At 70.6% G+C, this 22,112-nt stretch carries 22 protein-coding genes and 2 pseudogenes; 13 read left to right on the plus strand and 11 right to left on the minus strand.

The genetic code is table 11. The features are described from left to right. Positions 1–76: 76 nt before the first annotated feature. Positions 77–889, minus strand: coding sequence for a DUF2182 domain-containing protein (locus AC067U_RS00980; RefSeq protein WP_478827476.1), 813 nt, complete (start codon positions 887–889; stop codon positions 77–79). Between the two features lie 214 nt (positions 890–1,103). Between AC067U_RS00980 and AC067U_RS00985 the strand changes: the two genes are divergently transcribed. Further along, positions 1,104–1,760, plus strand: a complete 657-nt coding sequence (locus AC067U_RS00985; protein WP_478827477.1) for a DUF1326 domain-containing protein — start codon at positions 1,104–1,106, stop codon at positions 1,758–1,760. 176 nt (positions 1,761–1,936) lie between these two features. On the opposite strand, the pseudogene AC067U_RS00990 reads toward AC067U_RS00985, so the two are convergent. Next, positions 1,937–2,137, minus strand: a pseudogene (locus AC067U_RS00990) (aquaporin); the annotation flags it as partial. Beyond that, complete coding sequence (locus tag AC067U_RS00995) at positions 2,134–2,511, minus strand: ArsR/SmtB family transcription factor (RefSeq protein ID WP_478827478.1); 378 nt, start codon at positions 2,509–2,511, stop codon at positions 2,134–2,136. The pseudogene AC067U_RS00990 and the gene AC067U_RS00995, both read right to left, overlap by 4 nt. Before the next feature lie 112 nt (positions 2,512–2,623). Here AC067U_RS00995 and arsM point away from each other — a divergent pair, with 112 nt between their 5' ends. Beyond that, positions 2,624–3,436 (plus strand): arsenite methyltransferase, encoded by an 813-nt coding sequence (gene arsM, locus AC067U_RS01000; protein WP_478827479.1) that lies wholly within the window; start codon positions 2,624–2,626, stop codon positions 3,434–3,436. Between the two features lie 3 nt (positions 3,437–3,439). Here arsM and AC067U_RS01005 read toward each other — a convergent pair whose 3' ends face one another. Both AC067U_RS01005 and AC067U_RS01010 read right to left on the minus strand, forming a co-directional pair. After that, positions 3,440–4,150: a cation efflux transmembrane domain-containing protein gene (locus AC067U_RS01005; protein ID WP_478827480.1), complete on the minus strand. Its 711-nt coding sequence runs from the start codon at positions 4,148–4,150 to the stop codon at positions 3,440–3,442. After that, positions 4,150–4,485, minus strand: coding sequence for an ArsR/SmtB family transcription factor (locus tag AC067U_RS01010; RefSeq protein ID WP_478827481.1), 336 nt, complete (start codon positions 4,483–4,485; stop codon positions 4,150–4,152). The genes AC067U_RS01005 and AC067U_RS01010 overlap by 1 nt, the downstream gene beginning before the upstream one ends. A 94-nt stretch (positions 4,486–4,579) precedes the next feature. Here AC067U_RS01010 and AC067U_RS01015 point away from each other — a divergent pair, with 94 nt between their 5' ends. The 3 genes from AC067U_RS01015 to AC067U_RS01025 all read left to right on the plus strand — a co-directional run bounded on the left by AC067U_RS01015 (position 4,580) and on the right by AC067U_RS01025 (position 8,466). Next, positions 4,580–5,158, plus strand: a complete 579-nt coding sequence (locus tag AC067U_RS01015; RefSeq protein WP_478827482.1) for a Chromate resistance protein ChrB — start codon at positions 4,580–4,582, stop codon at positions 5,156–5,158. Continuing rightward, on the plus strand, positions 5,155–6,351 hold the full coding sequence (locus AC067U_RS01020) for an MFS transporter (RefSeq protein ID WP_478827483.1): 1,197 nt from the start codon (positions 5,155–5,157) through the stop codon (positions 6,349–6,351). The genes AC067U_RS01015 and AC067U_RS01020 overlap by 4 nt, the downstream gene beginning before the upstream one ends. A gap of 279 nt (positions 6,352–6,630) precedes the next feature. After that, entirely contained in the window at positions 6,631–8,466 is a 1,836-nt protein-coding gene (locus AC067U_RS01025) for an endonuclease/exonuclease/phosphatase family protein (RefSeq protein ID WP_478827484.1), read from the plus strand. 194 nt (positions 8,467–8,660) lie between these two features. Here AC067U_RS01025 and AC067U_RS01030 read toward each other — a convergent pair whose 3' ends face one another. Beyond that, entirely contained in the window at positions 8,661–8,936 is a 276-nt protein-coding gene (locus AC067U_RS01030) for a cation transporter (protein WP_478827485.1), read from the minus strand. A gap of 11 nt (positions 8,937–8,947) precedes the next feature. Next, positions 8,948–10,123 (minus strand): urease accessory protein UreH domain-containing protein, encoded by a 1,176-nt coding sequence (locus AC067U_RS01035; RefSeq protein WP_478827486.1) that lies wholly within the window; start codon positions 10,121–10,123, stop codon positions 8,948–8,950. Between the two features lie 190 nt (positions 10,124–10,313). Here AC067U_RS01035 and AC067U_RS01040 point away from each other — a divergent pair, with 190 nt between their 5' ends. Continuing rightward, positions 10,314–10,448, plus strand: coding sequence for a hypothetical protein (locus AC067U_RS01040; RefSeq protein WP_478827487.1), 135 nt, complete (start codon positions 10,314–10,316; stop codon positions 10,446–10,448). Positions 10,449–11,092: 644 nt separating this feature from the next. Here AC067U_RS01040 and AC067U_RS01045 read toward each other — a convergent pair. Continuing rightward, positions 11,093–11,560: an SRPBCC family protein gene (locus AC067U_RS01045; protein ID WP_478827488.1), complete on the minus strand. Its 468-nt coding sequence runs from the start codon at positions 11,558–11,560 to the stop codon at positions 11,093–11,095. Further along, entirely contained in the window at positions 11,557–11,886 is a 330-nt protein-coding gene (locus AC067U_RS01050) for an ArsR/SmtB family transcription factor (protein WP_478827489.1), read from the minus strand. The genes AC067U_RS01045 and AC067U_RS01050 overlap by 4 nt, the downstream gene beginning before the upstream one ends. A 108-nt stretch (positions 11,887–11,994) precedes the next feature. Here AC067U_RS01050 and AC067U_RS01055 point away from each other — a divergent pair, with 108 nt between their 5' ends. Both AC067U_RS01055 and AC067U_RS01060 read left to right on the plus strand, forming a co-directional pair. After that, positions 11,995–12,411, plus strand: coding sequence for an SRPBCC family protein (locus tag AC067U_RS01055; RefSeq protein ID WP_478827490.1), 417 nt, complete (start codon positions 11,995–11,997; stop codon positions 12,409–12,411). A gap of 12 nt (positions 12,412–12,423) precedes the next feature. Next, positions 12,424–12,885: an SRPBCC family protein gene (locus tag AC067U_RS01060; RefSeq protein ID WP_478827491.1), complete on the plus strand. Its 462-nt coding sequence runs from the start codon at positions 12,424–12,426 to the stop codon at positions 12,883–12,885. Between the two features lie 109 nt (positions 12,886–12,994). Here AC067U_RS01060 and AC067U_RS01065 read toward each other — a convergent pair whose 3' ends face one another. Next, complete coding sequence (locus AC067U_RS01065) at positions 12,995–13,324, minus strand: TfoX/Sxy family protein (protein WP_478827492.1); 330 nt, start codon at positions 13,322–13,324, stop codon at positions 12,995–12,997. A gap of 695 nt (positions 13,325–14,019) precedes the next feature. Here AC067U_RS01065 and AC067U_RS01070 point away from each other — a divergent pair. The 5 genes and pseudogenes from AC067U_RS01070 (at position 14,020) to AC067U_RS01090 (ending at position 19,949) form a co-directional block, all read left to right on the plus strand. Then, positions 14,020–15,000 carry a phytanoyl-CoA dioxygenase family protein gene (locus tag AC067U_RS01070; protein WP_478827493.1) on the plus strand — a complete coding sequence of 327 codons (981 nt, stop codon included), beginning with the start codon at positions 14,020–14,022 and terminating at the stop codon, positions 14,998–15,000. Positions 15,001–15,133: 133 nt separating this feature from the next. Next, positions 15,134–15,294, plus strand: a pseudogene (locus AC067U_RS01075) (site-specific integrase); the annotation flags it as partial. A 372-nt stretch (positions 15,295–15,666) separates the two neighbouring features. Further along, positions 15,667–16,443, plus strand: coding sequence for a hypothetical protein (locus AC067U_RS01080; protein WP_478827494.1), 777 nt, complete (start codon positions 15,667–15,669; stop codon positions 16,441–16,443). 150 nt (positions 16,444–16,593) lie between these two features. After that, complete coding sequence (locus AC067U_RS01085; RefSeq protein WP_478827495.1) at positions 16,594–17,541, plus strand: hypothetical protein; 948 nt, start codon at positions 16,594–16,596, stop codon at positions 17,539–17,541. 365 nt (positions 17,542–17,906) lie between these two features. Next, entirely contained in the window at positions 17,907–19,949 is a 2,043-nt protein-coding gene (locus AC067U_RS01090) for a serine/threonine protein kinase (protein WP_478827496.1), read from the plus strand. Positions 19,950–19,969: 20 nt separating this feature from the next. On the opposite strand, the gene AC067U_RS01095 is transcribed toward AC067U_RS01090, so the two are convergent. Continuing rightward, positions 19,970–21,439: an ATP-dependent nuclease gene (locus tag AC067U_RS01095; protein ID WP_478827497.1), complete on the minus strand. Its 1,470-nt coding sequence runs from the start codon at positions 21,437–21,439 to the stop codon at positions 19,970–19,972. Positions 21,440–22,112: the final 673 nt, after the last annotated feature.

The raw sequence follows: 22,112 nt of genomic DNA on the forward strand, positions 1-22,112 counted from the left end.
ACGGCGCTCGACGTCCGCGGGCCGGGCGCCGTGGGCGCGAACTCCCGCCGTGCCGTGCGGCGGGCGGGAGGCCGGGTCACATCGGCGTCATCGAACTCTGCAGACCCGGCAGCAGCCAGTCCTGGAAGATCGCCAGCCCGGCCAGCAGCAGGAACGCGACGCCGGCCACCCGGGCCAGCTGCGGCCCCCGGTACCAGAGCTTCTCCAGGAAGATCAGCGTCGCCACCCCAGCCATCGCCGCGATGTTCATGACGCCCAGGGGGATCAGCACGACCATCAGGGCCCAGCAGCATCCGACGCAGTACGCGCCGTGGTGCAGCCCCACCCGCAGGTCACGCAGCGGCGGCCGGTACGAGGCGTACCGGATCAGCTGGGCCATCGGACTGCGGCAGTGCCGCAGGCAGACGTCCTTGAGGGGACCCAGCTGGTACAGCCCGGCCAGCGCGAAGGCGGACGCCCCGATCCACCTCCCGGCGTCCGGGTGCCGGTCGACCAGACTGCCCGTGAGCGCCAGCCCGCCGTACGCGAGCAGGCCGAACGCGGTCCACGCGATCAGGTAGCCGGCGAGGAACTCGCCGGTGCGCAGCGCACGCGTGACACCGCCGGACCGGCGGATGATCCCCTTTGCCCAGGTCACCGCTACGGGGGCGACGGAGGGCAGCATCATCGCCGCCATCATCGCCAGCCACAGCGGGAGGAACAGCGGCAGCTCCATCCCCATCGTGCCGGGCCCGATCCCCATGCCCAGGGCCTGGTCGACGGTGAGCACCCAGGCCAGGGCCGCGATCAGGACGATGATCGACCAGGCCACGGCGAGGTCCCGGGCCGGCAGCAGCACTCCCCGCCGCAACGGATGGTCCATCGTGCCCTGACCACGGATCGTACGCATGAGGCATTCCCTTCGGACCCTTCCAGCACAGCACGGATCCCGGCGACGGCAACACTCCCGCCAGTGGCTGCCCCGGCAGCGCGAGCGCACGATGGAGATGGAGGAAGGGGACCGACCCGTCCCGGCCGCCGGGCGCGGCTGGACGACGCGGGTCGCCGGGTCCGACGCACCGCTCCCGCGACCTGCGGCCATGGCTGTGTGAGGAGTGAGAGCGATGACGCAGGCAGCAGAGGCCGCCGTCCCTGCCTGGCGCCTGGCGGGCGACTGGTTCGACGTGTGCAAGTGCAATATTCCGTGCCCGTGCTCGTTCGCCCAGCCTCCGACCAGCGGTGACTGCGAAGGCATCCTGGTGTGGCACATACGCGAGGGCAACTACGGAGATGTCCGGCTGGACGGCCTGAACATGGTGATGCTCGGCTCGTTCGTCGGCAACGTCTGGGCGGAGCACTCGGATTCGTACGCGGCGTTCATCTTCGACGAGCGAGCCGACGACGGACAGCGCCAGGCCCTGCAAATGATCTTCAGCGGGCAGGCCGGCAGCTGGCCCGCCCAGCTGGTGAGCATCGGAGCCTTCGAGGTACGGGGCATGGACTTCGCGCCCATCGAGGTGGAGATCGACGAGGACCTGGCCACCTGGCGCGCCGGCGTCCCCGGGCGGCTCGAGGCTCGCGCCGAGGCACTCACCGGCCCCACCACCCCGGACGGCGCCCGCGTCCAGTCGACCAATCTCCCCGGCTGCGAAACCGGCCCCGGCCAGCTCGCGACCTGGGGCCGCGCCACCACCGACCGGGCCGACGCCTTCGGCTTCGCCTGGGACCGCACCGGCCAGTCCAGCAAGACGATCACCTTCGACTGGTCCGGCCCCGACTGAAACACCGCCGCCGGCACCGCCCCCCGCGCCGCCGGCCTTCAGCGCCACGGCCTCCCGGTCACGGACCGGACGTGCGACCGGATGGCGAACACCCGAGTTCCTCGAGAAGCCCGCGAACGCGTTCCTGGATCCGGTCGCGGATGGGCCGGACGGCGGCGACGCCCTGCCCTGCGGGGTCCGGAGACCGGGCCGAACACCGTGATCAGCACCCCGAGCCCGAACACGGTCGCCAGGCAGTTGGCGAGCAACTGGAGACCGACGTCCTTCGACAGCTCGGTGGCCTGGATGCCGGATCCCACCACGACCGCCACCAGCAGGGCCGTTCCCAGGGCCTCGGCCGCCGCGCGGCGTCTCAGCGGCGCCGGGTGGTCGCTCATGCGGTCACCTCTGCGGCCTCCGGGGCCTTGAGCACGGTGGCGAGCCGTTCCAGGGCTGCGGGCAGGGCCCAGTAGTAGACCCAGGTGCCGCGGCGTTCGCAGTCGACCAGGCCGGCCTGCCGAAGCAGCTTGAGGTGGTGGGAGATCGTCGGCTGGGACAGCTCGAAGGCCGGCGTCAGCTCGCACACGCAGACCTCGCCCCCGTCCCGGGAGGCGATCATCGACAGCAGGCGCAGCCGGACCGGGTCGCCCAGGGCCTTGAACACCTTTGCCAGCTCGGCCGCCCGGTCCTCGTCCAGCGGGGCCGCCGCCAGCCGACCGCAGCAGCCGTCGACGTCCTGGCCGCCGGGCGGTCCGAGCTCTTGTTTCGACATGCCTCTATGTTGACGTTCTTCGATCCACGGCGCAAGCTTGCGTTGAAGAACATCAATACGGCCCCTTCCTGCTTTCGCCGGCAAGGGTGCCGCCCCTTGGGGAGTCATCGTCATGAGCGAGCAGTCCGGCCAGTTGCGCGAGACCGTCCGCCGCCGCTACGCCGCAGCGGCCGCGCAGGTCACCGAGGGCGGAACCGCCTGTTGCGGGCCCGAACCCGTCGAGGTCGACGAGAACTTCGGGTCGGCGCTCTACGCCGCCGACGAGCGCGCGACACTGCCGGCCGAGGCCGTCGCCGCTTCCCTCGGCTGCGGAAATCCCATCGCGGTCGCCGACCTGAAGGAGGGCGAGCGCGTCCTGGACCTCGGGTCCGGCGGCGGTATCGACGTCCTCCTCGCCGCGCGCCGGGTCGGCCCCACCGGCAGGGCCTTCGGCCTGGACATGACCGAGGAGATGCTCGCTCTTGCCCTGGCCAACGCCGCGAAGGCCGGCGCGACGAACGTGGAGTTCCTCAAGGGCACCATCGAGTCCGTCCCCCTGCCCGCCGCGACGATCGACGTCGTGATCTCGAACTGCGTGATCAACCTGTCCACCGACAAGCCGGCCGTCTTCGCCGAGACGTTCCGCGTTCTCAAGCCCGGCGGCCGGATCGGCGTCTTTGACGTCGTCGCCGCGGACGCGCTCACTCCGGAACAGCGTGCCGAGCGCGGCGATCACGTCGGATGCATCGCCGGCGCCCTCTCCTTCGGCGAGTACCGCCGCGGGCTCGAGGCCGCCGGGTTCACCGACATCGAGATCACCCCGACCCACTCCGTCGCCGACGGCGTGCACTCCGCCGTCGTCCGGGCCGTCAAGCCCGCGGCCGCGGCATCCGCGCCGTCCGCGCAGGCCTGCTGCGGCGGCCTGGTGGAGCGGACGGCACGCTGATCCTCAGCAGCAGGAGCACCCCGTGCGGCAGCCGCACGCATCGGCCGCTTCCGCGGGGCCTGCCATGGCAGTCGTCGCGGGTACGGCGCAGCAGCCCTTGCCCTGCCAGGCGTCGCGGCCTTCTTTGACTGCGATGGCTGCGATGACCAGCGCGGCGATCGGGTCGGCCCAGGACCAGCCGAGCGTGGCGTTGAGGACCAGGCCGACGAGCAGGACGGCGGAGAGGTAGGTGCACAGCAGGGTCTGCTTGGAGTCCGCGACCGCGCTGGCGGATCCGAGTTCGCGCCCGGTGCGCCGCTGTGCGGCGGAGAGGAACGGCATGATCGCCAGAGACAGCGCGGCGATGACGATGCCGGGGATCGAGCGGTCGGCCTCTCCGGTGCCGGTCAGGGCGCGGACGGCGTCGAAGGTGACGTAGGCGGCGAGGGCGAAGAAGGAGACGGCGATGATCCGCAGGGTGGTCTTCTCACGGGCCTGCCGCACGTCGTGGTCGCGGGCGGAGAACTGCCAGGCGACGGCGGCGGCGGAGGAGACCTCGATGACGGAGTCGAGCCCGAAGCCGATCAGGGCCGTGGAGGAGGCGATCGTCCCGGCGGTGAGCGCGACGATCGCTTCGATGACGTTGTAGGTGATGGTCGCGGCGACGAGGAGGCGTATCCGCTTGGCGAGCGCGTCACGGCGGGCCGGGGACGGCCCGATGGATATGGAGGCCATCAGCAGCAGCCCTTCGCCTCCGCGTCGGGACAGGTCTGGTCGTTCTCGACCGCGACCACGGCCTGGCGCAGGTCGTCCAGCGCGTGGCCGAGGCGCTCGTCGACGAGCTCGTACCGGGTCCGGCGGCCGTCCGGCACGGTGACGACGAGACCGCAGTCCCGCAGGCACGTCAGGTGGTTGGACAGACGGGTCCGGGAGACGCATAGCGAATCCGCGAGGTCGGAAGGGTAGGCCGGCGCCTCCCGCAGGGCGAGGAGGATCCGGCAGCGGATGGGGTCGGCGAGTGCGCGGCCGAAGCGGGTCAGGACGTCGATCTCGTTGGCTGTGGTGAGCACACTTCGACGGTACAGCGAATCCTGGATTCACGAAACCCTGGATCATCACTCTGTCGTCCCGGACGCAGGAGTTGATGTGACAGTCGCTACGTTCATGAGCGTGACAGTCGACGACGGGGCGCAGCTGCGCCGGCTGCCGTTGGTGGTGAAGGTGCCTGCCCAACCGCCCGAACACCGTGTCGCGGTCGGGCGCGAGCTTCGTCGGGTCGGCGCGGTCCCGATCGGGCAGGGTGTCTGGTCGGTGCCCGACGTCCCCGTCTTCGCCGACGGCATCGCCCGCGCGATCGAACTGACCCGGCGCGCCGGGGGCGAGGCGACGGCCCTGGTGGCGGCCGGACGCAGCGCCGCCGACGCCGCCCGGCTCCAGGAACGGTTCGCGGCGGCCCGGTCAGCGGACTGGAGCGAGTTCCCGGCCGACTGCGAGAAGTTCGGGCCGGAGATCGCCAAGGAAATCCGGATCGCCGAGTTCATCCTGGCGGAACCGGAGGAAGAGGAGCAGAGGCTGGAGCGGCTGCGCCGTTGGCACCGCGACCTGACGGCGCGCGACGTGTTCGGATCCCCGGAAGCGGCCGAGGCCGGCCAACGGCTCAAGCACTGCACCGCCGTCTGCGAGGACTGCGCCGAGCGCGTCTTCGCCGCCCTGCACGCCACGGGCGAGGAGCCCATCGCATGACCGGGCCCCAGCCGCAGCAGGCGATTGCCCCCGGGCGATCCATGTGGCCGCTCTACGCGGCGGGGTTCACCACCGCGTTCGGCGCCCACGGCATCGCCGCGACCCTCGGCAGCGACACCGACGACGCGGTCACCTCCCTGCTCGTCCTGGGCGGTCTGCTCGCCCTCTACGACGGCGCCGAGGTCGTCCTCAAACCCGTCTTCGGCACCCTCGCCGACCGGATCGGTGCCAAGCCCGTTCTCCTCGGCGGCCTGATCGCCTTCGCCGCCGCCTCGCTGCTGTACGTGATCGCCGACAGCCCCGGCTGGCTGTGGGCCGCCCGCCTCGGCCAGGGCGCCGCCGCCTCCGCCTTCTCCCCCTCCGCCTCCGCGCTGGTCGCCCGACTCAATCCGGCCGCCAAGCACGGCCGCGCCTTCGGCTCCTACGGCTTCTACAAGTCCATCGGCTACACCCTCGGCCCCCTCCTCGGCGGCGTCCTGGTGTGGGCCGGCGGACTGAGCCTGCTCTTCGCCGTGATGGCCGCCTGCGCGGCGGTCGTCGCCGTATGGGCCGCGCTCGCCGTGCCCGCCGTGCCGCCGCTGCCGAAGTCCCGGCAGACCCTGGCCGACCTCGCCCGGCGCCTGACCGAGCGTTCCTTCCTGGCCCCCACCGCCGCGCTCGCCGCCGCCACCGCCGCCCTCTCCGTCGGCGTCGGCTTCCTGCCCGTCTCCGGCGCCGCCGCCGGGCTGGGGACGGTCGCCACCGGAGCCGCCGTATCCGTCCTGGCCGCGACCGCCGCCTTCGTCCAGCCCAAGGCCGGACGCGCCCTCGACGCCGGACGTCTGACCACCCGTACCGGCCTCGGCGCCGGGCTGCTCGTCACCGCGGCGGGCCTGGGGGCGGCCACGCTGCCCGGGCCCGGCGGGGTCCTGGCCGCTGCCGCGGTCATCGGATGCGGGACCGGCCTGATCACCCCGCTCGGCTTCGCCGCCCTGGCCGCGAGCACCCCGCCCGAACGACTCGGTCAGACCATGGGAGCCGCCGAACTCGGCCGCGAACTCGGCGACGCGGGCGGCCCCCTCCTCGTCGCCGCCGTCGCCACCATCGCCACCCTCGCCTACGGGTTCGCCGCCCTCGCACTCCTCCTGGCCGTCCCCGCGCTCCTGGCCCTCACCCGCACAAGACAGCCACACGGCCCGCAGTTCCCGTCCTGACGCCGACTTGTCGGAGCGGTCAGGCAGACCGAGGCAGTCGGCCCGGGTCTGCCCGCCCGCGCGCGCCGCTCGCTCGCCGACCCCCGTCAGAGGGGTGGCCGGAACAAGCCGCAACCCGCACACTGTGCAACGCGCGTAGAGCCGACACGCGTGGAACACCTTCCGGTTCCCGGAGCGCAACCCACCGCCACTACAACTGCCCTGCCACCGAGTCTCGTTGCCCCAGACGCCGGTGCGTCGCACGCGATCCGTCCACCACCGCTCGCGAAAGGCACCTCCATGACCTCCCGTCACATATCCACCAAACGGTCCCGCATCCGGCTGCTCGCCACGACCGCCGCCGCCACGGGCACCCTCACCGCCGGCCTGCTCGCTCTGCCCTCGACGGCGCACGCCGCCGCCGTCACCATCAGCGCCCTCCAGGGCAGCAAGCGGATCTCCCCGTACAACGGCCAGGAGGTGACGGTCACCGGCATCGTCACCGCCATCCGCTCCACCGGCAGCTCCCGGGGCTACTGGATCCAGGACCAGGCCGGCGACGGCAACCCGGCGACCAGCGATGCCGTCTTCGCGTACACCGGCTCCACCACGCCCTCCACCAAGGTCGGCAACAAGGTCACGGTCAAGGCCAAGGTCAGCGAGTTCTACCCCGGCGGGTCGGCCGAGGGCGGGCAGTCCGTCACCCAGCTCACCCAGCCGGAGATCACCTCCACCGCCTCCACCGGCAACCCTCTGCCCACGCCGGTCACCCTGAACGCCGCATCCATTCCGGACACCTACGCCCCCGACGCCGGCGGCGGCTCGATCGAGGGCCTGGCCCTCGCCCCGTCGACGTACGCGCTCGACTTCTACGAGTCCCTCGAAGGCATGCGCGTCCAGGTGGCCGACGCCCGGGTCGTGGGCGCCTCCAACAGCTTCAACGAGCTCTTCGCCACCGCCGATCCGGGCGAACACCCCAGCCCCCGGGGCGGCACCGTCTACGGTTCGTACGCCTCCCAGAACACCGGCCGCGTCAAGATCGAGTCGCTGCTGGCCTCGGCCTTCCCGGTGGCCGACGTCGGCGATGTACTCAGCGGCACCACGGCCGGCCCGCTCGACTACGACAACTTCGGCGGCTACGGCATCCAGGCCACCACCCTGGGCGCCCTCACCGACCGCGCGCTCGCGCCCGAGACCACCCGCGCGCAGACCGCCGCCGAGCTGGCCGTGGCCACCTACAACGTCGAGAACCTCGACCCCACCGACCCGCAGGCCAAGTTCGACCGCCTCGCCGCCGGGATCGTCGGCAACCTCTCCTCCCCCGACATCGTGGCGCTGGAGGAGGTCCAGGACAACAACGGTCCGACCAACAACAGCGTGGTCGCCGCCGACCAGACGTACGCCAAGCTGATCGCCGCCATCTCCGCCGCGGGAGGCCCAGCGTACGCCTACCGCCAGATCAACCCGGTCGACGACCAGGACGGCGGCGAGCCCGGCGGTAACATCCGCGTCGGCTTCCTCTACAACCCCGCCCGCGTCGGCTTCACCGACCGCCCCGGCGGCACCTCCACCACCGCCGTCTCGGTCGTGAACAACGGCGGCACCGCCGCCCTGTCCGTCTCCCCCGGCCGGATCAACCCCACCAACGCCGCCTGGAACGCCAGCCGCAAGCCGCTGGCCGGCGAGTTCACCTTCCAGGGAAAGACCGTGTTCGTCGTCGCCAACCACTTCACGTCCAAGGGCGGTGACCAGCCCCTGCACTCCCGCTTCCAGCCGCCGGCCCGCTCCTCGGAGACCCAGCGCGGCCAGCAGGCCGCGCAGGTGAACGGCTTCGTGAAGCAGATCCTCGCCGTGCAGCCCACGGCCCGCGTGGTGGTCCTCGGCGACCTCAACGACTTCGAGTTCTCGGGCACCACGTCCACGCTGACCGGCGGCGGCGTCCTCACACCGCTCGTGAACAGCCTTCCCGCGGGTGAGCGTTACACGTACGTGTACCAGGGCAACTCCCAGGCCCTGGACCACATCCTCACCAGCCCGGCACTCACCTCGTACGACTACGACATCGTCCACGTCAACAGCGAGTTCGCCGACCAGGCCAGCGACCACGACCCCCAGGTCGTACGACTCATCCCCTGAGCCGTCGTGCCGTGAACGCGCCGCGAGGCCCGGCAGCGGCTCCTGCCGCCGCCGGGCCTCGCGAGGCACCGGGCGATTCCGGTCCACAGCGGCCGGTCACGGGCCCGGGAGACGGGACCCTCCCGGTGCTCGGGGACCGCCACCGGGAGGGGCCGCCCGAACCCGGCCGGCCCCTCGGACGCGGCCCCCGCGCGTCAATCGGCGATGGCGATACGGGCGGTGTAGTCACCCGCGGCCTCGACCGCAGCGACGAGCACCGCCGGATTCACGTCCGCACCTTCCTCCAGCAGGACCCGGCTGCGTCCGGTACGGACGTCCGTGCCGGCCCGGCGGACGCCGTCGATCTCCTCCAGCTCGTCGTCGATGAGCAGGCCGCAGCTGGAGCAGTGCATGCCTTCGACGACCAGCTCCACGACCCGCCCGTCCGCCGTGGCGGCCTCGTTCTTCTTCTTGCGGCTGAACAGCTTCATGTCCCAGGTCCTTACCGGAAGTCGATGGCGCCGGTCTGCATGCCCATGGCGCAGGAGAAGCGGAGGGTGCCGGGTTTGCGGGTGCCCAGGTCGACCTCGGTGTCGCCGTCACGCTTGACGATCTCCTGGACGCCGAGTTCGGGGATGGTGAACGCGCGTGCGCAGCCGCCGGAATCCTTGCCGTGCAGGACGAGGGTGGTCGGCACGCCGGCCTTCGCGGCGAAGCCGGTGGGCTCGTAGAAGTCCGTCACGGTGAGCGTGACGACCTGCTTCCCCGAAGCGTCGATGCGTACCGGCGGGACGTCGGCGGCCGTGGTACCGCCTCCGGAGGAGGCCGGCTCACCGTCCTCCTCGCCTCCCTCGACCTGCTCGACGGTGAACGGTCCGGTGGCCGAGGCCGGCTCGGCCGGTGCGCTGAAGGACACCCAGCCGCCGGCCTGGAGCGCGGAGCCCATCGTCCAGACGGCCACGGTCAGCACCACCACACCGGTCAGGACGGCCAACCGGCCGGACAGAGCCTGCGCACCGCGCCGGAAGAGGTACCCGAGCAGGGCGAACAGCGGTGCCGTGCCGAGCACGAACCCGGCCATGACGGCCGCCCCCGCCACGGGCGAGCCGGAGGTGACCGCCAGCAGCTCCATGGAGAGGGTCACCCCGCACGGGACCAGGACGGTCGCCGAGCCGATCAGCGCCGGGGTGGCGACCGAGTCGGTCTTGGCGCTGCGGCGCAGCAGCCGCCCCAGGGAGGCCGGGGGGCGCGGCACGAGCCGCCCGACGGCCTTGACGCCGAACAGGTCCAGGGCGAACAGCACCATGAGCGCACCGGCAGCCAGCAGCAGTGCCGCCTGCACACGGGGGCTGGGCTGGATCGCGTTGCCGAAGATGCCCAGCAGGGCGCCGAGGAGGGTGTGCGCGAGGAGCTTCCCCGACAGGAACGCCCCGACGGGCGCCAAGGGCTGCCGTTCGGCCGCCGATGCTCCGGGGAGAGCGGCAGGAGCACCCTTGGACCGGCTCTCGGCCTTCGAGGCGGTACGGGTCGGCCGCCGGGCGGCCGGGTCCGGAACGGGGGCACGGCGGCGGGTCACCGCGCCGGCCAGCAACCCTCCTTGTACGGCGGCGCAGGAAGCACCACCGGCGAACAGACCGGTGGAGACACCGGTGACGAGCAGAGCGACGGACGACGACATGCGTCAACAACTCCCGATCGGGCTGGACGGCAGCGCACCGCGCCGGGGCGCGGGCATGCCGAAGAGAACGTGGGTCTCACCGCATCCCGCAGGGCGCACGCCCCGCGGGCAGGCGGACGATCACGTCCGTGACACGCACAACCGGTTCAAATCGGGAGGGGGAGGTGCCGACGGCGGAGCGTTCGGCAGGATGACGACGGCGACGGCGGGGCAGCTCTCCCCGCGGGGCAACTCCGCCGAGGCCGGGGCGGAGGGACCGTCCGGGGCAGGGGTGGCCTGCTGCGACGCGCACGGCTGCATCTCCATCGGGCAGTGGGTCCCGTGATCCGTGCTCCCGGACGTTGTCGCCCGTGTCGCGTGAGCGGTGGCCATGCCGGGCATCTGACCGGAAGCGGATGCGGCGCCCGTGTCCATGCCCGGCATCGGGCCGGGCATCGCCATCGCCGGCCGGGCGATCCCGGCCAGGCACAGCAGAAGCGCGCACACCAGCAGCGCCCCGGACCACATCCGGAGCGGCAGCGGCAGGCGGCGCATCACGCGCGCCATGCTAGGCCACCCCGCAACGCGCCCCGGCACCCGGCACGCTGCCCCCGCCGCGGCGGGACTTCCGCTGACCGCCCGGCGGTGGCGTCGCCGGCCCCGGCCCGCCCGTAAACCGCCGGCGCGCAGCCGCCCGCCCGGCCGGGGTGGAGCTGGTCGAGGTGGCCGACGCGGCGGAGGCCGTACGGCGCGGTATGTGCGGTTCGCCCACCATCCTGCTCGACGGCGCGGACCTCTTCCCGCGGCCCGGCACCGAGCCGAGCCTGTCATGCCGCCTGTACCGGGGCGTCGGAGACCGGGACGGTCTCCGACGCCCCTAGCGAGGCTGCCCTGCGCCGAGCCCTGGCCAGGGCCGTTGCGGCCGGCCACCCGGCCACTGCCCCGGACCCATCCGGGTGAGCCCGGCCGAGGCCGTGGAGCGGCCTGCTGTCACCGTGCGGGCGGCCGCATCCAGGCGTCCGGGCCGGGGTCGCCGCCTTCGGCCCGTACCGCCAGCCGGCCGACGTAGTGCTGCCAGCCCTCGGCATGCGCGGCGCAGGCCTCGGGGGACGGGAGTCCGCTGTGGACCAGTCGCAGCATGGTGCCGCCGTCGACGGGTTCCAGGGTGATCTCCACGGTGCTGGAGCCGGGCGGGACGGGCATGGGGCCGGTCTCCCAGCCCCAGCTGAAGACCAGCCGCTTGGGCGGGTCGATGGTGATGAAGCGCCCGGAGGCGGTGTTCTCGCCGGTGACCCGGGTGCGGTACGCGCCGCCGGGCTCGAAGGAGAACGTGCCGTCGGCGCCCATCCAGGACAGCCACTTGTCGCGGTCGGTGAAGAACCCGAAGACGGTCTCGGGGCGGGCCGCGATGTGCCGCTCCACGACAACGGTGTCGGCGGGCGTCGAGGAGGTCGTCATGAGGGGGTCCCGTTCCGTTCGGCTTCTCCGGCCGCCTCCGCTGCTTCGGCGAGCCGGGCCAGGGTGTCGAGCTTCGTGCCCCACATGGCCTGGAGGTACTCGGCGAGCGGACCCAGCGCCTGCCGGTCGGCCCGGTAGAACCGCTTGGTCCCGTCCTTGCGCAGCGTCACCAGGCCGGTGTCGCGCAACACCTTGAGGTGCTGGGAGACGGCACCGAAAGTGACCTCGAAGCGGGCCGCGATGTCGCCCGCGGACAGCTCGTCTTCCCAGATCAGCCGAAGGATCTCGCGCCGCCTGGGTTCGGCTATCACCTGTACCGCGTCCACCCTCCGAATTTTAGTCCAGGCTTCAGCTTGCCGCCCCCGTAGTCCTTATTTTAGTCTGGACTCAAATAAGCCCCCCACGGGAACCACCGGCACCACCTGGAGCACGCCATGACCGCCATCACCTACGAGACCGACATCGCCACCGACCGCGCCCGCGTCCTGGAGGCGCTCAACACCCACGACGGACTCACCGGCTGGTGGACCGACGACGTCAACCGCAAGGACGAGGTCCTGTACTTCAACTTCCCCGGCGTCCCCGAGCCCTTCCGGCTCCGCCGCGAACAGGCCGACGAGGACCGCGTCGTCTGGGTGAACGTCGGCGCCTTCCCGCCCCACTGGGCCGGCACCATCATCACCTGGGAGCTGACCGGTACCCCCGAGGGCACCCGCGTGGCCTTCTCCCACTCCGGGTTCCCCGAGGGCGAGGCCGAGCTCCCGATGATCAGCGAGACCTGGGGCGTCCTGATGACCCGCCTGAAGGACTACGCCGAGACGGGCACCCCGAACCCGTTCTTCACCGTCTGAGGCGGGCCCCCGATGCAGGTCGACGTCCTGACCGAGACCGTGATCGCCGTCCCGTGCGAGCGGGCCGCCGCCTACGCGGCCGACCCCTCGCACGCGCCGGACTGGTACGAGAACATCGCGTCCGTCGAGTGGCAGACCCCGCCCCCCGCCGTGATCGGGTCGCGGATGGCGTTCGTCGCCCGCTTCCTCGGCCGCCGCCTCGCCTACACCTACGAGATCACCGCGTACGAGCCGGGTCGCCGGCTGGTGATGCGGACCGCCGAGGGCCCCTTCCCCATGGAGACCACGTACACCTGGGAGCCGTACGGGCGGACCGGGGACCACACCCGGATGACCCTGCGCAACCGGGGCGAGCCCAGCGGCTTCGCCTCCCTCGCCGGGCCCGTCGTGGCCGCAGCCATGCGGCGCGCCCAGCGCAAGGACCTCGCACGACTCAAGGCCCTGCTGGAGGAGCGGCTCCCACCTTCGGGGTGACCGGATCCGAGGGGCGGGCTCGGTCGACGCCTCCCCGAGGGCCGCGGGAATCCGGGCCGGGCCGTGGCGCGCGCTCCGGCTCCTACGACACCGGCTCCTACGACACCGGCTACTTCGGCGGGAGGGTGTCGACGAAGGCCGTCGCCGTCGTCACCCAGTGCCGCAGGACCGAGTCCTCCGCGAGCGCCGGGCCCGAGACCGTCACCCAGCCGCGCATCGGCCGGCCGGTGAAGTCCATGGGCCTGGCCTCGGGCCGGGCGAGCGCCTCCTCGGCCCGGTCCGTCCCCACCCGGGCGATGACCTCGTCCCCGACCACACCCACCGTCATATTGCCGCCCAGCAGGAAGGACAACCCACCGAACATCCGCTTTTCGGTGATGTCCGGCCGTTCGCCGAGCTGCTCCCTGATCCGCTGGGCCAGACCTTCGTCGTACACCATGCGCCCACTCTCCCCCGGGCGCCAGCGACCCGCCCGGCGGAGCTTCGGCCCCACCGTCTGGTGGGGCGGCCGGCGGACCGCTTGTGGCCGCCCATCTCGGCGACCGGAGGTTCACACCCGCCTACCGCACTCCGACCGCTGGGTGGCTTCGGCGTCGGCCGTACCGATCTCGAACCAGGCGAACGCTTCCGGCTGGGGCGCGGCCGGCGTCCCGTCATCCTCCTCGGCCTCGGGCCGCGCAGAACCGGCAAGCCCGTCAGCGGTGTGGTCAGTACGGTCCGCAGTTCGGCGCGGTCGAACCGGTCGGGTGTCCGGAACACCCCCCGGGTCCCGGTTGACCAGACCGAAAGCTCGGCGACGAGCCTGCTCATCCAGACCGGCTGCGACAGCAGGCAGAGCAGAGAAGGGAGTTGGCGTGCGTGTACGCCGAGCACATCGCAGCGCGAGGCGTAGGCGAAGGGGACGCGGAACCCCGCCACGGCTCACATCTCCTCGGCTTGCGGGACCACGAGGTCCGAGGTCATCGCGTCGCACCGGGAGACCTACCTCGGACACCCCCTCATCACCCGGGAGACCTTCGGCCCACGGCTCGCCGCGAGTGACTTTCGGCCGACGGAACGCCTGTGCGGGACAGTGCCCCGCCCAAGGCATGAGACTTCGACTGAGCAGCGTGCTCACCGAATGGAGGAGTTCCCGTGCCCGAGTCCACAGCGCCGGAGCACCACACCAAAGGAGTTGGGCTGCCGAGCCAGTGGGCAGGGGACGACCAGCAGTGGTGGGACTGGTACATGACGCTGGCCGCCGACCCGGGAGCCGAACCCACGCAGCCGGCCCAGGCACCGCGGACCGCGCTCGGGCATGTGGCATCCGACCGCGAGGTCGAGGAGGCGCTCGCCGCTCCGTACGCCTTGGCCGAGGAAGCAATTGCCTTCTTCGTGCTTCACGGCTTCGTGCGGCTTCCCGACCTGCTCACACCGGACGCGGTAGCAGCGCTGGCGCAGCGTGCGGACCGGTTACTGGAAGCCGCTCACGGCCCGGACGCCCCCGGCCGGTTTCTCGCTCTGGAACAGCTGTGGCTGACCGACCCGCTGATGCGGGCCGTCGCCCTGTCGCGCAGGCTCGGCAACATCGCAGCGCAGTTGGTCGAGGTCGACGCGGTGCGGCTGTACCACGACAACATCCTCTCCAAGGAGCCCGGTTGCGGGCGCACCCCCTGGCACCGCGACAGCCACCACTACCCGCTCGACTCCCCCGCCGTCGTCACCTCCTGGATCCCCTTGCGGGACATCCCCACCGAGATGGGCCCACTGGCCTGCCTCTCCCGTCAGGACGCGGCCCGCGCACTGCCGGGGCTCTCCGCGTCACCCCTGCGGCGCTCGTTCGACGAGCAGGTCGCCGCCCGCCTCCGCCAGGCCGGCGTACGTCCCTTCGCGAAGCCGTTCTCCGTGGGCGAGGTCTCCTTCCACGCCGCCGACTGCTTCCACACCGCCGGCGCCAACCACACCACGGCACCCCGGCGCGTGCTGTCGTCCACGTACTACGCGGACGGCACCAGGATCGTCCCCGAACCCACCGCCCTCAGCGGCGCCTGGACGGACTTCGTCCCCGGCACACGCCCGGGCAACGTGGCCGCATCCGCCCTCAACCCCGTGGTCGGCACACACCGGACCACCTGACGGAAGGGCGATGTCTTCGGCGGATCGGGGGCTGGAAGGTCCGGCGCGGAGGCCGGCGGAGCGCGGCGGGGTTGCCGACGGGCTGCGGCAGGGGTGTCGTGCGCCGAGGCGGGGTGGCCCCGCCAGTGCGGTGCGGTTGCGGGGGGGGCGGCGCGGCGGGCGCATCTCCACCGCGGTCGGGCGCGACGCCACCCACTGGGACGACGTCGTCACCGAGCTCGGGTTCGAACACCTCCGGCGACACGACCTACGCCACACCGGACCGGACCGACCTGGTTCGCCGATGCCGGCGTCCCGTCCCCAAAAACGATCTTGAGGTCGTATCGGATGCTTCCGATACGACCTCTGACCTGCGTACTCGCAAGTCGGGACGACAGGATTTGAACCTGCGACCCCTTGACCCCCAGATCGATGGGTCGGAGGAAATTTCGCAACATATGCTCCAATCTGGGGGCGCACAGCGTGCACATACGTACCTGCCGTGCGCCCACCGACGTGGGCGCTGGTCCCCAACTGGTCCCCAAGGGGCGCCACTCGGCCCTCGGGCCCGCCCCCCGTCCCGGACGGCGCCCGGGTGCTTGTCGTTGCCGGTCTTCTGCACGGCGAGGCTCTGGGTTTCGCCAGCCCGGTGCTGCTGGTCTATGGGTGGTGGCAGGATGCTCGGTCATGGCAACGAGAGATGGCAGCGATGAGGCGTATGTCGTTGGGTTGTGCGAGCGGATCCTCGGGGAGAACGCCCTGACACAGCACAGGTTCGACTGGCTGCTCGGGGATCCCGGATCAGGCGGCCGACGAGTCCAACTGCCGGTCGACGCCTACTGGCCGGGCCATCAGCTGGTGGTCGAGTACCGCGAACTGCAGCACGACCAGCCGATGCCCCACTTTGACAAGCCGAACCGCCTCACCGTCAGCGGCGTCCACCGCGGCGAGCAGCGCGCCCTGTACGACGCCCGGCGCGATGAGCAGATCCCCGCGCACGGGCTGCGCCTGGTCCTCATCCGCCCCACCAACCTGGATGCGGACGGCCGCGGACGACTGCGCCGCAACGAAGCGGCCGACCTGGCGGCACTGAAGAAGATCCTGGCCCGCGCCAGTGACGAGGACCGGGTTACCGACACCTTCCGCACCTGGCTGCTGGCCGAAGGCTGGACACCCGTCGATCCCACGGACCGGTGGACCGACCTGGAAGCCGTACGCGGCTGGGAACGGCTGATCTGCGAGGCCAAGGGCCGCACCAGCGAGAAAGGCATCGACGCCGACATCGCCTATGGCCAACTGCTGCGCCGCATGACGAGCCAGGACCCGCACACGCGCTACGCCCTCGTCGTGCCGTCCTCCTCCCTCAAGGCCGCCGCACGCGTCCCGGCCCACGTCCGACAGCTCCTGCGCATCGACGTCTACGAGGTGACGGATGACGACAGGGTGTGCCGGCTGACCGACTGATCGGTGCCTGGTACCGCGTCGGTTTCGGCTTCACCACCAAGGTGTCCTCCGAAGCCCACGCGCCGTGCGTTGCCACCTCGTTGTACGAACCGGACACCAGGCGTTGCGGCGCGGAGTTGCCGTCCAGGCCAGTAAAGTCGAGATCCGCCCGTGCTGGAGATCGCACCCCGCCTGCCCTGCCTGGCTGCGAGAATGCGGCTCTTGGCCGGAGAGTGCATTGGCTCAAAGTGGGGCACAAGCACCGACAAAGCGGGGGTCGCCATGGCGTTGGCCATGTGTCCACTGTGCAGCGACGATGAGGACATCGTGGTGGTCCGCACGTTCGACGGCGGACATCGGCTCGTGAAGCACGGGTGCGGTTATGAATGGGAGCACAGGGAGCCCACCGTCCCGCGTAGGCAGCCGCTCCGCTCCTTCCAAGACCTCAAGGCCCGTTTCCCGAACGCCGAGGATGTCGATCGCGAGCAGTTGGAGCGCGTGACCCGGCTGAAGGAGCAGTACCTCGCCGTCAAACCGGACCTCGACCCTGACGTGGCGGCCTACTGGGCGAAGTACCAGCAGATCTTCTCCCCCGACGGGCTGTGGATCTGCGACCCCAGAGCCCTGAAGGACTTCGCCAACTCCGAGGTCGGAGCCCGCCCCGGCAATCAGGCCACTTTCAACTCCGCGTGGAACGACATGGGCGACGCCGCGGCTGGGGAGGCGACCCGCCAGACGATCGAATACCTCCTGCACGGACCTTCCGACGTGCCGCTCGAAGACCGGCTTGAGCACCTGCTGTCCGGCACCAAGCCGTTCGCCATGACCGGCTTCAAGGAAGCCCTCCTCACGAGGGTCCTCTGCGTGACGTACCCCGACCGCTTCCTGACGATCCTGAAATACACGACCGAGGCCGGCGGCAAACGCGAGATCGCGCGGATGGTCTACGGCCTGGAGCTGCCGTCCCCCGAGTCGGTGAACTGGACCCGCGGCCGGCTCATCCTGTGGAGCAACGACCTCCTTCTCGACCTCGCCGGCGAGGGCTTCGCCAACCGACAGCACGCCGCCGCGTTCCTGTGGTGGGCCAAAGATCAGCCCGGAGGGCGACGGGCAGCTTGACCAGGGTTCCGTCGACCTTGGCCACGCACGGCCTCCCCCTGGCCACCTTCCACGCCTTCGAAGCTGGGACGGCCTCCGCGGGGCCATAGGTCTGCATGTCGTCGGCGTAGGTGAACGGCGAGAGCGCCACGTCACCACGCACAATGCCGGGCACACCCTGCGTGGTCCTCAACTGGTCCCCACCGACCTGGCCGCGCTCCACCGTCAGACGGTCGGTTTGGCGTAGCCGCCTCGACCAATCGTCGAGCTGCCACCCCTCGTTGCGGCGGTCTGCAGATACCATCCAGTTTCCAGGCTTGGGGGACTCTTCTGATGGGTGCGTCCAGCCTCATCGCGCTCCATCGCAGAAGAGGAACAGACATCCTGTGAGCAGTGCTCGCGCTGGCGGGCGGGTGCAGCCTGCTCGTTCTGGTGACCCTAAGCGGGTCGGCCCTTACCGGATCATCGGCCGCCTTGGCTCGGGCGGCATGGGTACGGTTCACGCGGGCCTCGATCCGATTGGACTGCGGGTCGCCGTCAAGGTCGTCAACGCCGCGCAGGCCGAGGACCCCGAGTTCCGCGCCCGCTTTCGCCGTGAGGTCCAGCTCTCCGCCCGCGTCCAAGGACCGTGCCTCGTACCCGTGCTCTCGGCCGACCCTGACGCCGAGACCCCGTGGCTGGCCACGACCTACATCCCAGGCCCGACCCTCAACCAGCACCTGACCGCCCACGGTCCGCTCACCGGCGGTACCCTCTACGCCTTCGCCACTGGCACCGCCCAGGCCCTCGCGGCCATCCACGCCGCCGGTGTCGTCCACCGGGACGTCAAACCGCAGAACGTCATCCTCAACCCCGCGGGGCCCCGCGTACTGGACTTCGGCATCGCTCACGCCGCTGACGGCACGTCCGTCACCCGAACCGGCGTGATGACCGGCACCCCTGGATGGATCAGCCCCGAGCACTACCGCACCGGCACCGCTGGCCCCGAAGGCGACGTGTTCGCCTGGGGAGCTCTCGTCGCATACGCCGCCACCGGCCGCCTGCCGTTCGGCACAGGATCCCCCGACGTGGTCGCCTACCGCATCATGTCCGCCGAACCCGACCTCGACGGCCTCCCCGAGGGACTGCGCGGAACCGTGGAGAAAGCACTCACGAAAAACCCCGGCGAGCGGATCAACTCCCACTCGGCAGCGGAGGAGTGTGCCCACCTCCTCTCCGCTCAGGCAACCCAGGTACTTACCGTCGACTCAGGGCTGGAACCCACCACGGTCCGCGACTTCGTGGCCACCGAGTGGCACGTGCCCGGCGCGGAGGACCCCGCCTGGCAGGCTCCTGCCGCGTCGGCCCGCAAGCGCACGCTCATCGTCCTCGTTGCCGCGGCGGCCGCCGGCGCTGCCGTCGCGGGCGGCATCGTGGCCTTCGACTCCAAGGGCCAGGTTGACCCGGACGCCAACTCGAAGGGCACGGTCAGCTCTGCAGCGCCCTCCGGCAGACCTGCCGCAGCCACGGCTTCCGCGACCACGGGCGAAATCAGGACCGTGCCTCCGGTCGATCCACGAACCATCAAGGTCCCCATGGATCCGCTGGCAGGAGTGCCCAACCCCGCCTACACCCGAGCCGGTGACGAGTCCCAGCCGCACCCCGACACATGGCGGACCAGCGCGCGCGCCAGCACTCCCCAGGAACAGGACGCCGAGCAGGCGATCCGCGACCACATGACATCCATCCTGGCCACCAAGGACATGGACTTCATGAAGCCCACGATCACGTTCAACCTGCGCGCGCAGACAGTGATCGTGACCGGCGGACCGGTCCCCCAGCTTCCCGAGAACTACCAGGAGGTATTTCGCCGGGCTGGGCACATGGCCGCCTGCACCGTCCTCGCCCACCGACTCAAGGACAACCCCACCACCTGGCCCTACGGCCGCTTCTCCATCCACTGGAAGACATCCGACGGTGACACCGAGGCAGCCGCGCTCGGCTACGGAGAAGCCACCAAGGGCTGCTTCACCGAGATCGCCGGCCAATGGCACGGCGACGAATCCGGCATGGCGACGGCGGAACTCCCCAGCAGCGACAAGGTAGAGATCCGCGTCGCCGACGCCACGGTCAAAGCCATCACCGCCACCTGGAACGCCAACACCCCAGAGACAAACGAAGCCTCCCTCAGCACGGGCGACGGCATTAACCTGGGCTTCGATCCCGTCGAAAACGCCGCGTACGTATGGACTGACGACCCCAACAACCGTTTTGCCAGCCGGGCTTCTCAGTCCAACCTCAAAGGCGCCGTAGAAAAGGCCCTCTGCCGCAAACTCACGGCAGAGTTCAACACCAACAAGAGCTGGAAGTACACCCGCTGGACCGTCGCCGTCCACAACGCGTACACCAATGGCCGCCAGTTCATCGGTTCCGGCACCTGCACTCCGTGAGCCGCTCAGAACGGCGCAAGCTACCGCCTATCACCCACCTCCTTGCGGACGAAGCCGACGACTGCGTCGAAGTCACCCGCCTGGTGAGCAGCCGCGTAGGTCCGGCACGCAACGCTTATTACTGCGACTTCGTCCAGCATGAGACGCGCCGCCACTGTCTGGGCGTAGTCGTGGTGGTCAGCTACGCCAGCAAGCACCTCGTCCAGGTCGATCGAGTACGGCACCTCGGCGAAGTGGCTCTTGACTGCGGGGTGCGCGAAGACCTCTTTCTCCGGTGGTTCGGTACCGGGCAGAGTCCGGACGCCGCCGGTCCCGTCATGCGGCATGTCTCCGTCGCTGAGCCCGACGGCGCGCACCTTCGCCTCGCGCAGCAACTTCACCGCCTTTGGAATCTCCTGACCGCCCCCGATGGTGAGGAACGAGCAGCCAGTGAGAAGATCGGGGTCGACCGTGCGGAAGATCTCAGTGGCGAGATGGCGCGCGAACTCATCCTCTACGCAAACGGTCATACCGCCAGGGATACGGCCTTCCCGCTGGAGGTGCGAGTCGATTTGGTAGGTACTGAGCCCGTGCGTGGCCGTCACGTCTCCCGTTGGCGTGCGTCGCAGGTAGACGACCGAGTCGCGGCCTAGCTGTCCGAGGATCGCAGAGCTATGCGTGGTGATGATGATCTGGTGCCCACGCCGCAGGGCCACCTCGACAAGATACTTGGCGAGGCGGACCTGAGCGTCGCCGTGCAAGGAGGTCTCGGGCTCTTCCAGGATAACGAGGCTCTTGGGCGGCGCCGTCTCCATGGTGTTCACCATGTAGAGCACTCGCCCTTCCCCGGTCCCCATGTGGTTCTCGGAGTAGCGTCGGCCGCTGCGACCCGCCATCGCGAGCGTCGCCGTCTTCTGCGTGGTCAGTACTTCGGTGAAACCCAGGTGCTCGTAGGGAACCGCCAAGATCCGCCCGACGTGGTTGGCAGCCGTCGCGTCGAGCGGATTCGCCTCTCCCAGCTCCAGACTGGACCCGCCGTAGATGGACAGATCACGCTTCTCAACCTTCGGAATGAACTGCGTGAAGCCGCGGTAATAGGTGGCCCGCTCAGGCTGCCGCTTGTAGCCGGACCACTCCTTCACGGCCCGCGTCACTGTGACCTGTTGAACACCCAATCCGCTGTCCGCAGCGTAGAGGTACTGCACCTGGGCGCCAGTGGTGAAGGGTTCGGGATCAGCCACAGATACCGGGAAAAAGTAGGCCACGTAGTAGCGGTTCCAGGGGTGGTCAGTCGGCTGGCGGAACGCAGCTGCCGCGAGCTGCACGACCGTACTCTTCCCGGTGCCGTTCAGACCCGAGATGGCCGTGACGGGTGACTTGAACTCCAGGGTCAGGTCCGCCACGCCGCGAAAGCCCTGGACTCTCATCCCCAACAGCACCGGGCCGAACGTCGGGTATCGCGCCTTCTCGAACTTCGTACCCAGCTTTCGGACCCTGTCATCATGGCTCATCTACACATCATCCCTGGCCCTGCCAAGAATGTTACTGAAGAGCCCAGTTCGCAGGGCCTGCCTCCGGACGACAGGTGGATCAGGCTGCCTGCGCGACGGCGTCCAAGAGGAGGTCGTCGCTCTGCCCCAGTTACAAGTGCGCCGACAAGCGATCCGGGGCCCGTCTAGCCTCGGTCAGCATTGCCGATCGCCTCGGCCACGCCGTAGGACCCCAACAGCAGCAGGTCCAGCATCTCGGACCGGCGCGCAGCGGAACCGGCCTGGACATGGGCGTGGACCAACAGCTCGCCGATCTGGTGACCCGCGCCCTGACGCCGCGATCCGCACCCGCGGCAGTCTCACCGGAGCCGTGATACAGGCCGATCACGGGCCCAGTACACGAGCGGGTCCTTCGCCGAAGCCTGCGGGCCGGCAGGGGTGCAGCAGAGCATGAGCGCGGTCGGGTCCAGCGCAGACAACGCCGCGGAGAGCTTCAGCGAAACCTTCAAATGAGAGACGCTCAAGGGCCGAAAAGGTTGGACGGGCGAGTCCGAGGCGCTACTCAACGGCTTCCGCTGGCTACCCGCCACAACACCCGGCGCCGGGATTCCCGGCTCGGCCGGCCAGCGATCACCGATCGCCTTCGAAAACGCCCTCCAACCGACATCAACTACCCGGACACGAGCCACATAGG

The sequence above is a fragment of the Streptomyces sp. NPDC043853 genome, assembly GCF_056436025.1.

Coding starts and splice junctions, on each gene's coding strand:
- AC067U_RS00980 (WP_478827476.1), bottom strand. CDS start 889: ATGCGTACGATCCGTGGTCAGGGCACGATGGACCATCCGTTGCGGCGG.
- AC067U_RS00985 (WP_478827477.1), top strand. CDS start 1,104: ATGACGCAGGCAGCAGAGGCCGCCGTCCCTGCCTGGCGCCTGGCGGGC.
- AC067U_RS00995 (WP_478827478.1), bottom strand. CDS start 2,511: ATGTCGAAACAAGAGCTCGGACCGCCCGGCGGCCAGGACGTCGACGGC.
- arsM (WP_478827479.1), top strand. CDS start 2,624: ATGAGCGAGCAGTCCGGCCAGTTGCGCGAGACCGTCCGCCGCCGCTAC.
- AC067U_RS01005 (WP_478827480.1), bottom strand. CDS start 4,150: ATGGCCTCCATATCCATCGGGCCGTCCCCGGCCCGCCGTGACGCGCTC.
- AC067U_RS01015 (WP_478827482.1), top strand. CDS start 4,580: ATGAGCGTGACAGTCGACGACGGGGCGCAGCTGCGCCGGCTGCCGTTG.
- AC067U_RS01020 (WP_478827483.1), top strand. CDS start 5,155: ATGACCGGGCCCCAGCCGCAGCAGGCGATTGCCCCCGGGCGATCCATG.
- AC067U_RS01025 (WP_478827484.1), top strand. CDS start 6,631: ATGACCTCCCGTCACATATCCACCAAACGGTCCCGCATCCGGCTGCTC.
- AC067U_RS01030 (WP_478827485.1), bottom strand. CDS start 8,936: ATGAAGCTGTTCAGCCGCAAGAAGAAGAACGAGGCCGCCACGGCGGAC.
- AC067U_RS01035 (WP_478827486.1), bottom strand. CDS start 10,123: ATGTCGTCGTCCGTCGCTCTGCTCGTCACCGGTGTCTCCACCGGTCTG.
- AC067U_RS01040 (WP_478827487.1), top strand. CDS start 10,314: ATGACGACGGCGACGGCGGGGCAGCTCTCCCCGCGGGGCAACTCCGCC.
- AC067U_RS01045 (WP_478827488.1), bottom strand. CDS start 11,560: ATGACGACCTCCTCGACGCCCGCCGACACCGTTGTCGTGGAGCGGCAC.
- AC067U_RS01055 (WP_478827490.1), top strand. CDS start 11,995: ATGACCGCCATCACCTACGAGACCGACATCGCCACCGACCGCGCCCGC.
- AC067U_RS01060 (WP_478827491.1), top strand. CDS start 12,424: ATGCAGGTCGACGTCCTGACCGAGACCGTGATCGCCGTCCCGTGCGAG.
- AC067U_RS01065 (WP_478827492.1), bottom strand. CDS start 13,324: ATGGTGTACGACGAAGGTCTGGCCCAGCGGATCAGGGAGCAGCTCGGC.
- AC067U_RS01080 (WP_478827494.1), top strand. CDS start 15,667: ATGGCAACGAGAGATGGCAGCGATGAGGCGTATGTCGTTGGGTTGTGC.
- AC067U_RS01095 (WP_478827497.1), bottom strand. CDS start 21,439: ATGAGCCATGATGACAGGGTCCGAAAGCTGGGTACGAAGTTCGAGAAG.